General features: G+C 44.6%; 10 protein-coding genes. 7 read left to right on the top strand and 3 right to left on the bottom strand.

Going from position 1 to position 9,960, the window contains the following annotated elements:
• The 3 genes from RH46_RS04085 to RH46_RS04075 all read left to right on the top strand — a co-directional run.
• Positions 1-471 (top strand): ATP-dependent Clp protease proteolytic subunit (locus RH46_RS04085; protein ID WP_006878139.1); only part of this gene is annotated, 471 nt, incomplete at its 5' end.
• A gap of 201 nt (positions 472-672) precedes the next feature.
• Complete coding sequence (locus RH46_RS04080; RefSeq protein ID WP_006878138.1) at positions 673-1,503, top strand: patatin-like phospholipase family protein; 831 nt, start codon at positions 673-675, stop codon at positions 1,501-1,503.
• 55 nt (positions 1,504-1,558) lie between these two features.
• Complete coding sequence (locus tag RH46_RS04075) at positions 1,559-2,254, top strand: substrate-binding periplasmic protein (RefSeq protein ID WP_040895104.1); 696 nt, start codon at positions 1,559-1,561, stop codon at positions 2,252-2,254.
• 270 nt (positions 2,255-2,524) lie between these two features.
• On the opposite strand, the gene RH46_RS04070 is transcribed toward RH46_RS04075, so the two are convergent.
• Complete coding sequence (locus tag RH46_RS04070) at positions 2,525-3,337, bottom strand: hypothetical protein (protein WP_006878136.1); 813 nt, start codon at positions 3,335-3,337, stop codon at positions 2,525-2,527.
• 553 nt (positions 3,338-3,890) lie between these two features.
• Here RH46_RS04070 and deoD point away from each other — a divergent pair.
• The gene (deoD, locus tag RH46_RS04065) at positions 3,891-4,598 is read left to right on the top strand and encodes a purine-nucleoside phosphorylase (RefSeq protein ID WP_006878135.1); all 708 of its coding nucleotides are present in this window, start codon (positions 3,891-3,893) and stop codon (positions 4,596-4,598) included.
• Positions 4,599-4,675: 77 nt separating this feature from the next.
• Positions 4,676-5,848: an MFS transporter TsgA gene (gene tsgA, locus RH46_RS04060; RefSeq protein WP_006878134.1), complete on the top strand. Its 1,173-nt coding sequence runs from the start codon at positions 4,676-4,678 to the stop codon at positions 5,846-5,848.
• A 67-nt stretch (positions 5,849-5,915) separates the two neighbouring features.
• On the opposite strand, the gene RH46_RS04055 is transcribed toward tsgA, so the two are convergent.
• Positions 5,916-6,590: a Crp/Fnr family transcriptional regulator gene (locus RH46_RS04055; protein ID WP_006878133.1), complete on the bottom strand. Its 675-nt coding sequence runs from the start codon at positions 6,588-6,590 to the stop codon at positions 5,916-5,918.
• 143 nt (positions 6,591-6,733) lie between these two features.
• Between RH46_RS04055 and RH46_RS04050 the strand changes: the two genes are divergently transcribed.
• Positions 6,734-7,903, top strand: coding sequence for a MerR family transcriptional regulator (locus tag RH46_RS04050; protein ID WP_006878132.1), 1,170 nt, complete (start codon positions 6,734-6,736; stop codon positions 7,901-7,903).
• Between the two features lie 69 nt (positions 7,904-7,972).
• Here the strand turns inward: RH46_RS04050 and RH46_RS04045 are convergent, their stop codons facing one another.
• Positions 7,973-8,701 carry a TetR/AcrR family transcriptional regulator gene (locus tag RH46_RS04045; protein WP_006878131.1) on the bottom strand — a complete coding sequence of 243 codons (729 nt, stop codon included), beginning with the start codon at positions 8,699-8,701 and terminating at the stop codon, positions 7,973-7,975.
• A 194-nt stretch (positions 8,702-8,895) separates the two neighbouring features.
• Between RH46_RS04045 and RH46_RS04040 the strand changes: the two genes are divergently transcribed.
• On the top strand, positions 8,896-9,960 hold the full coding sequence (locus tag RH46_RS04040) for an efflux RND transporter periplasmic adaptor subunit (protein ID WP_006878130.1): 1,065 nt from the start codon (positions 8,896-8,898) through the stop codon (positions 9,958-9,960).

The raw sequence follows: 9,960 nt of genomic DNA, 5'->3' as shown, positions 1-9,960 counted from the left end.
GCAGAGAAGGTTTGCCGGAGCCTGGCGTATCTTGATTCAGTGTCGAATGAAGATATCACCATAATGATCAACTCACCGGGTGGGCATGTTGAGTCAGGTGACTCGATTCATGACATGATCAAGTTTGTTACTTCCAAAGTAATCATCATTGGTACTGGCTATGTCGCTAGTGCTGGCACCCATATTTATCTCGCAGCTGAAAAGTGTAATCGATACGCTCTACCTAATACCCGTTTTATGATTCATCAGCCATCTGGCGGCAGTCAGGGGCAGGTGAGTGACATACTTATCCAGATGGAAGAGATCAGTAAAATGAAGCGCCGCATTGCCAAGGTGATTTCAGACGCGACCGGTCAGGATATGGACAAAGTGTTGGAGGATATTGATAGAGACCACTGGATGACAGCACAAGAGGCCGTGGATTACGGGATTGTTAACGAAATCATTGAGAGCCAACAGCAATTAACGTGAAATTATTATCGGGACAGACACGATAATTGTTAGTTTGGTCGTTGTGTGGGAGCTATGAAATAGTTTGTGAGTGGAGGTGCTGTTGAATCATGGTTTCTTCACTCGTCTGCATTTGATTATCTACAATTTCTCTACACATCTGACCACTAGTTTAGTAGGGTTGAAGGGACAGACCCGTAAACAGTGAGGGAAGGATATAAGATGGATAAGAAATCAAAACATGCTTTGGTCGTTGAAGGTGGAGCGATGCGCGGCATATTTGCTGCTGGGGTGTTAGATGGTTTTATTGACCGTGATTATAACCCTTTTGATTTCTGTGTCGGCGTATCGGCTGGCGCGACCAACCTTGCTTCATGGTTATCTGGCCAGCGCGGTCGTACCTATACCATCATTGCTGACTATTCTTGCCAACCGGAGTTTATTAACTTTAAGAGGTTTGCCAAAGGTGGCCATTGGTTAGATCTCGACTGGTTATGGGAGCATATTGCACAGCAGAACCCATACGACATGCAGGCCTTTACTGAGCAGTCTTTACCCTTCCATGTGGTTACCACGGACGTAGAAACTGGTGCGCCTCTCTACACTTTAGGCGATGAGGCTAATCTAGAGATTCTACTTAAAGCTTCATGCTCACTGCCAATGGCTTATCGCACACATTTAAGCGTAAATGGGCGAAAGATGATCGATGGCGGAGTTTCTGACTCAATTCCCGTTGTTGAGGCTTACAAGCGAGGAGCAAAACAGATAACAGTGATATTGTCGCAAAAGCTTGGTTATAAGAAGCGACCACCAAAAGCTCAGTGGCTGTTGCGTCGACTGATGAATGACACTCCTCAGCTCGCGGAAGCGATGCTCAAACGATCGGAACAATACAATCAAACCCTAGAGTTTATTCACAACCCTCCTGAAGACTGCACTATCAAGATTATAGCCCCAGAAGAGAGTTTTACGGTTGGAAGATTAACGACAGATAGAGATAAGCTTGAAGCAGGTTACCAGATGGGCTTGAGGGCTGCGCAGAGTGTGGTGTGAACGGGTAAGATACTATAATGATCAAAAGGTTTGTTTTTGGGATATAAACACCGACATGAGAAATAGATTAGTTCTAGTAACCCTTGCAATGCTTATTTCGCTGAAGGCATACGCTTTTGAGGATATGCGTTTTTTTGTGCCTGAGTTCCCTCCATACACCCAAATTGATTCTGATGGCGTGCCATCCGGAATAGGAACAGAAGCAGTTAAGCAGGTGCTGGATTCAATGGGGGTTGGTTATACGATTCACGTTTCGTCAAATCATGGCCGCGCATTGCAAGAGCTTCGTAAGCAGCATTCTGATGGTTTCTTTATGGCATCACAAAACTCAGAACGTGATGTTTACGCTGAGTTTTCAGAGCCATTAATGATCAACCGTTGGGTATGGGTCGTTCGCCAGGGTAGTGCGTCAAACTTTAACCCTTATGATGCGACATTTAAAAAACATTCTACAGTCGCTAGCCTGCTGAATACCAATACTCACCATTGGTTAAAATCAAATGATTATCGAGAAGTATTCGCAGCAACGTCGGTTAATGAACTGCAAGAGAAACTAGATACAGGAGCGGTGACCGCGATACTAATTGCTGAATTAACTTTTCTTGATACCGTAAATGACACTCGCGATTACAAAATAATTCTAGAGCAAGAGAAAGAGTTCGGACTTTATATCTCGAAGTATTTTCTAAGTAATAACCCGGGCTTTATGCCCAAGCTTAACGAGGCCATTCGAGCATACAGGAATTTTTAATGCGACCTTTTTAATGGGGACAGGCAAGATAACGTAGTGAGGACAGTCTCGGTATAACAAGCGGTATAACAAGGACAGACACCATAAAAATCTGGCAATGCTTGGCATGAAAATGAATCACAGTAATTGTCAGTTTGTGTTATTGAAGAATTATACAGATTATTCTTTAGGTTCTGTAGGAACTGGAGTTTAGACGTCGGGACCGAGAAACGGATAAGTGCCAATGTGAACAAATGGCGGGTAAGTATACTCAATGAATGTGGTAGGCAATTAGCTATCTAGCCGAAATAGGTAAGTTCGCCTTCGATTCAAAGTGCGTTTGGCATGGACAGCGTTATCTGTACAACCAACCATAGTACTGCGATGACGTTCTAATTTGGTAAAGGCTTCAAGCCAGGTTGATTGGTTTATCTTGAGCCGTTGCAGGATTGGAGGAACACTCTCAATTAAACTGGCTTTATTCTTCCTGTATTGACGTGAGCTCCAGTCGACTAACTCAATATAATCAATCAGACGAAAGGGGATACCATCTAGTTGCTCGCTAGCTGAATTTCCTACGAACGGATAAAGACAAGGGGCAGTTTCTTGTTGGTCATCCAGCGCCTTTAGTCTTGCTTGTATTGACGTATAGTCTGAAGTCTCTGGCGTTTCGGCTATTCCCGCTCGTAATGGATTTAAGTCGACATATACCATGGCAGCAGCGAGAGCTTGTTCATCAAGAAGAGCTTGGCTTCTAAAGCGACTTTCCCAAAAGTGACCTTTGCAGTCATCTTCTTTGTTGGCTTGGCAGGCAATGAAGAAATTGAGCTCTTTCATAAACCAGCTCAGGTCCCATAAGCGTTGTCTCCAGGAGTCGATAATGGTCATACACGCTTCGATTTCTGTACTACTGGAGAGTTGACCGTCTAACCACCTGCTCACTAGACCGGGTAGCTTATGATCATGTTGCCAGCGTTCGACTACTTGATGAGTCGACAAGTTTTCGGCTTTTTCTCTATTGATGTGAACGACCAAATGGTAGTGATTACTCATGATGGCGTAGGCACAGATATCGATACAATAAACTTGAGAAAGAGCCATCATTTTGCGTTTGATCCAGCTTCGCCGATGCTCATAGCTTTGATGGGTTATTGGATCTATTCCACATAGGAAACTTCGCCTGACACAGCGAGAAACGCAATGATAATAAGGAGTCGCATCGACGCATACTTGGTGTTTTCTGGCAGTGGTCATGTTTCATCCTAAAGGGGAAGTTTTCAGGTAGGCTAAGAAAGTTAACAACAAAGGGCAATTCTCAATAATCCATCCTTTGGTGCAGCTAACAACAACTCATCCCAATTTCATTCTTTATTGTGACTGTCCTTTTAAAAGAGGGTGAATAGGAGGGTGTTAAGGTGCCTGTCCTCATTAGAAATAGAGCTCTAAAGCTGAGTAATTGTAGGGACAGACACTTTAAGTATCTTTGCCTTTATAGTGTGTGTCCTCGTAAGAGATAAGGTGCCTGTCCCTATTTGAAAGTTCTATTTGAGCGAATTTCAAATATGCGGGTTTCGGCAAACAAAGCGGACTTTTGTCCTGAAACTTTGCGCCGTTTGCTATCTATGATTGTGTCATTAGAAACAAAGAGGACTTTCTTATGACTGCTCACATTGCAGGCTGCGCCGACGATTTCGCTTCTACTGTTATCATGCCTGGCGACCCACTACGTGCAAAATATATTGCAGAAACCTACCTTGAAGATGCAAAGCTAGTGACGGATATCCGTAACATGCTTGGTTACACTGGCTACTACAAAGGTCAACGCATTTCGGTTATGGGTCATGGCATGGGTATTCCATCAATGGTGCTTTATGGACACGAACTGATTAATGACTTTGGTGTTAAACGTATCATTCGTATCGGTAGCGTGGGTGCAACGCAGAAGCATGTTGAAATGCGTGACGTAATTCTTGCTCAAGCGGCTGGCACTGATTCTCCGACTAATGCTAAGCGCAGCAGCGGTTACCAAATGGCAACATCGGCGACGTTTGAATTGCTGCACAGTGCTTATATGTCAGCAAAAGAGAAGGGGATAGATGTCAAAGTCGGTAACGTATTTACTGGTGATCTTTACTACGATCCAGACCAGGATTTGATCTCAGCCCTAGAACGATTTGGTGTATTGGGTGTAGATATGGAAGTGGCGGGGTTATACGGTCTGGCACATCAGTTTGGTATAGAGTCGCTGGCGATTTTAACGGTTTCAGACCATTGCATTACGGGCGAAGAGACCACGGCAGAAGAGCGCCAGTTATCTTTCAACAATATGATTGAAATTGCTTTAGAAACTGCGATTAAAAACTAAGCCCAACACAATGAGGGTCATGTGCATGGCCCTCATTAACAGAACAACCTCTACCTTATAGGCTCTTGGAGTGAACAATGAAAAATAAAATAACACTCACTGTGATCAGTTTCCTCGCCAACTTTATTATGGCGGGCTTTGCGACTCAGTTCGGCATGTTAGTCGAACCGATTGCAAATTCATTTGGTGCGAACGTAAACGAAGTCGCATCAATTTTCTCATTACTTAATGGTGGTGCACTGGCGGGTACTATCGCTGCTTTCTTCCTGATTGAGAAAGTGGGTATCAAGCGCATGACGATACTCTGTTACGGAGTCATCGCATTATCTGCCCTAAGCCTCTACGTAGCGCCTTCACTATTAATTGTGATGCTATGTATGATGGTGATTGGTTTCTGTGGCGGCGTTGGCTTGTGTATTGCCGGCACCATAGTGGTATCAGTTTGGAAGGATAAAATCCAAAGCACCATGTTGGTGGTCCAGGATGCGACTTTCAATATCGCCGGTGTTGTTTTCCCAATGATCACGACTTATGCACTCACTAACGCCATGAACTGGAGCATCAGTTACCTGAGTGTTGGGGTAGTCGCTTTAGCGACAATGTTTGTCGCGCTGCTGACTAACTTTAACCAGTGCAGTGGCGACAATGGTAGCGATCAAGAAGCCAAGTCGGAGTGGAACTTTGGCATCATCAGTGGTGGCGTAGGTCTATTCCTTGGTATGCTGGCGCTCTATACTTTCCTTACCTGGGCACCGATGTTTGTCAAAGAGAAGTTCGATATTCCTTTTGAGCAAGCAGGCAACATCATTACTCAATACTGGTCGGCTGCACTGATTGGCGCCTTGGTTTCTACAGTGATAGTGTCGCGCATGAAAATTCAGTATTTCTTGCTGACGATTATTTCTGTGGCGATGGTGATTACCAGTATTATCGTAACGACTGACAACCTGGAGTCCCTGTCTTACCTGACGTACGGCTACGGTTTCGCTTGTGCAGCTCTATACAATGCCTTTATCGCTTATGGTGTTTCCTTCGTGCGCAATGCTAGCAGTAAGAATGTTTCGTATATCCTAATTAGTGGCAGTGCGGGGGCAATGTTTAGCCCGGCTATCAGCTCAGTGATGGAGAGTGTGGTAGGTCTGCAGACCGTAATGTACGCAATACCGGTTATCTACGCTGTGGTAGTGGCTATGCTGTTGATGTCTATGAAATACAAAGGGACAGTCACTGCGCATGCTAATGCGGCTTAACTAAGAGTTAATACTAAAAGGTCTGCACCTGGCAGACCTTTTCTACTTATCGGTGGGAGATATACCGTCACTCTTCAATGAAAGCACGTAAGCCTTCAAGATCGAGAATGCGAAGTCCCTTTTTCTCTTTCGCGATAAAACCTTTATCTTCTAACTCTTTTATCGCACGACGATACACACGGTCTGATGTGGCGAATCGTTCCGCTTCTAAGTAGTTTTTTTGGAAGCCGTCTACAGGAAGATCATTTAAGTACTGATGGTAGATGTCATAAGCCACGTTGTAACTGATAGGATAGAGCAGGCGACGAGAAAGGATCTCAACGGTATCCTGATAGTCAATGGCGATTGCGCTGGCAAAGTAGAGCGACAAACGAGGTTGATCCAATAAGGATTGCTGCAGTCTTTTGGCGTCGATGATAGCGACTTCAACTGGTTCAACAGGGGCAATATCCATCTGGCAACGGTAGCCAGTAAAGAACTCCATCTCACCAAACAATTGTTGTTCACACTCCAGTGTGCCAAGTAGAAATGTCTTGCCGTTACGTGCAGTAACACCCATTGAAATCCTGCCAGAATCCACCAGATAGAGGTGCTCGACGTGTTCACCTTGAGTGAGTAGCTTCTCGTGTTCATCAAATATTCTGCGACTGCTTATACAATCACGGACAGCTTGCTCAATAAGCTGCTTGTCTTCACTCCATTGCGCTTCAAAACGTCCTTTACCTAGGGTTTGTAGCTGCATCTATTTACCTTGAATTATGGCTCCAGCTCAGGGGCAGTATGCTAACACAGTTTATTGTAGCTGCTGATAGAACATTTACCTGTTGACCCGTCTACAACTTTATAGTTTATATTGCATAACCATTGAAGGACAAGGGTGCAACTGTGTACAAAATATCGCAACTGGCGGCATTAGTCGGATTATCGAGAACAGCGCTACTTTATTATGAAAAGCAAAACCTTATCTCAAGTCATCGACTGGAGAACGGTTACCGGGTCTATGGTGATAAAGATCTGCAGCGGATTCGATTAATCCAACAGCTTCTGGCTGGAGGTTTGACTCTTAAAGAATGCAAAGTGTGCCTCGAGGCTAAAGTAGACAGGCAACTACTACTCAATCGCCTTGCCGCTCTGGACCAAGAGATTGAGCAGAAACAGAAGTCTCGTCGTCTGCTTGCTGCGATGCTGGGTGAAGAAGACAGTAAGGCCTGGCACACAGATCTGGATAAACTCGCTCCGGATGCGCATTTGGATTGGTTAATAAAGCAAGGTTTCAGCGAGAAAGAAGCATTGCGACTGAAATGGTTATCTAAAGACATGAACGAACACGATTTATACATGGCTGACTTTATGAAGGTTTTCGAAACGCTGGAGCGTTGGGGGCCGGGGAGTGAAGCTGATACACAACAAGCACTATCTTTAGTTGCAAAAACGCCACGTCATATTTTGGAAATCGGTTGTGGTAAAGGTTTGGCTACGCAAGTGTTGGCTGATTCAAGTCAGGCTCATATTACGGCCGTGGATAATGAACAATCTGCGTTAACTCGGCTGAATGAACGCTTTGCTGAGCAGGGCATCTCACAACGAATCGACACAGTGTGTGCCAGCATGACTGAACTCCCCTTCGCCAATGAGAGTTTTGATCTTATCTGGTCTGAAGGTAGCGCATACATCATGGGGGTAGAGAAGGCATTAAAAGCGTGGAAACCGCTACTATCTGACCAAGGCCATCTTGTCGTGAGTGATATGGTTTGGCGTACTGAGCAGCCAGGCAGTGATGCAATTCAGTTCTGGCAGCAAGAGTATCCAGACATTCAAACCGTGCAAACCCGTCTCGAACAGATGGTTAAATCGGGATACAAGGTCGTTAATCACTTCCCGCAGAGTGAGCAGGCATGGTCGAATTACTATGCTCCTCTAGCTGAGCGAATTGAGCAACTAGAGCCTGAAATGGGCGAGTCTGCGGCAATTAAAGACATCAAACATGAAGTTATGCTCTGCACTGAATTAGCCGACCAGTTTGGCTACCATATGTTTGTATTGGAAAAGATCTAAATGAAAACCGCCCTTGTCGTCATGGTGAGAAAGGGCGGTAGTTAACTGAAATCTTAGCAGCACAATTGCTTAACTATCACTATCAAGCGTTTCTTCCGGACACTGAATTTCATACACGAGTTCTGATAGCGTCGTCGGATTCAATACCATCTCTTGCGGGACTTCAAACCGGCATGCCATCATGCGATTGAACATCTGCCAATGGTTAAGAAGGCAAGATGATAAATCGTCAGTTTCATCAGACCAAGTCTCTTTCATAAAAGGTGTCAGGCTCGCTGCACTATGGGCAAACATCATCATTTGCCATTTTACTTCCCAGATCTTGACCTGATTGTTCGGGTGTTCCTGGTTGTACTGTTGTGCAAGATGATTAACCAGATTCTCAATTTCGCCTGAACTGTCAATAAAGTAATCAAACAGAGCGTCTTCCTGACGGACTGCATCAGCAATAAATTGAATTGGTTGTTTGCAGTCAAGCATGTGGGCGAGTAAACGTACCGCGAATAGATAAAGCTTAATGTTTGAGCCCGCATTGGCTGGCATATGGCTGATAATGGTCTGCATATAGCTTTCCATATATCTATGTAAACCATCGCTAATAGAGTACCAAATCTGTTCTTTACTGCCGAAGTGGTGGCGAATCAAGCTGTGGGATACACCAGCCTTGTCACTAATATTTCTCAGTGAAACGCGTTCGTAACCCAGTTCGCAAAACAACTCGGTAGCGACCCGCATTATCTCGCATTTGGTTTTTTCAGCGTCTTGAGCACTTCTTCGGCCTTGCTTTCGTTCAGTCATAGTTTCAGTCAATTTCTTCAAACGCCCTCTTTCTACCAGAAAAGCGGGGGGATTTCATCAATCACACGCATAAATAGCATAGCTCATGTGACCAATTTATTGTACAGGTGGAAAATAAACATTGATCTCAAACATAATATTCATATACTGCACATGTGTGTAATAAAAATAGATAGCATGCAATGAGCATATCAATGAAAGGAATGATACCCGTTGGAAAGTGGGTCGCGGTCGGTGCTATAGCGGTGACCATCGCTGGTTGTAACAAAGCCAATTCAGAAGTGAACCAATCTGTTATTACCCCAGTGAAACTGGTGGAGATCCCAAATCTACTCGATAGTCGTTACGACACTTTTATCGCTAATATTGATGCGACGAATCGAGCAGCAATGTCGTTTCAGGTAGCGGGCGAAATTGAAAAAGTTGATGTCAGAATGGGTAGTTCAGTGAAGAAAGGCGAGTCGTTAGCCTGGCTGGATCCTACTGATTACCAGTTGGCGTATGACGCAAAAAATGCTGAGTATGCCTTGGCGAAAACAGCCTATCAGCGCGCTGTTGCTCTGCATGCTAAAAGCCTGATTAGTGTTGATACTTATGATCAGAGTGAGACAGCTTATAAAGCGGCAAAAGCTGCGTTTGAGCAAGCAAAAACCGATCTGGCTTACACTCAAATTACTGCCCCGTTTGATGGTGTGGTTTCACTGATCTTTAGTAAAGAGCATCAGGTAGTTGGTTCAAACCAGCCAATTCTTAACGTAATCGACAACCAGGTTCTGGATGTGGTGTTCGCGATTCCGGTGAGTTATGCCGAGCAATATGGATTGGATCATATCGAGAGCTCTAGCTTTAACGTAGTGATGGATAGTCATCAACATCTGGCAATTCCAGCTAAGTTCAAAGAGATTTCGACTCAGCCAGATTCAGACACCAATAGTTACACGGCAAGTTTGTCTTTTCAGCGTCCTACAAACCTCAATCTCCTACCGGGAATGACCGCGCAAGTTCAATTGCTTAATGAAAAGCGTTTTGCCAAGGTCGACATTGCATCGAGTGCATGGATTAGCAGAGACGGTGACCATGGTCAGTTGTTCAAATTTGATAAACAACAGCAGGTTATTACTGCCGTAGATGTGACCTTAGATGCGCAGGGCAATGTCATTTCGGGTCTCAAAGAGGGCGATCTAATTGTGCAAGCCGGAGTGGAAAATCTCGTTGCTGGTCAGCACGTCAAAGCATGGACCAAAGAGGGCGGTATTTAA

The organism is Vibrio brasiliensis LMG 20546, from assembly GCF_000189255.1.
Taxonomy (GTDB): Bacteria; Pseudomonadota; Gammaproteobacteria; order Enterobacterales; family Vibrionaceae; genus Vibrio; species Vibrio brasiliensis.
Note: the sequence above shows the minus strand (reverse complement) of the source record. Positions and strands in the feature narration are given on the sequence as shown.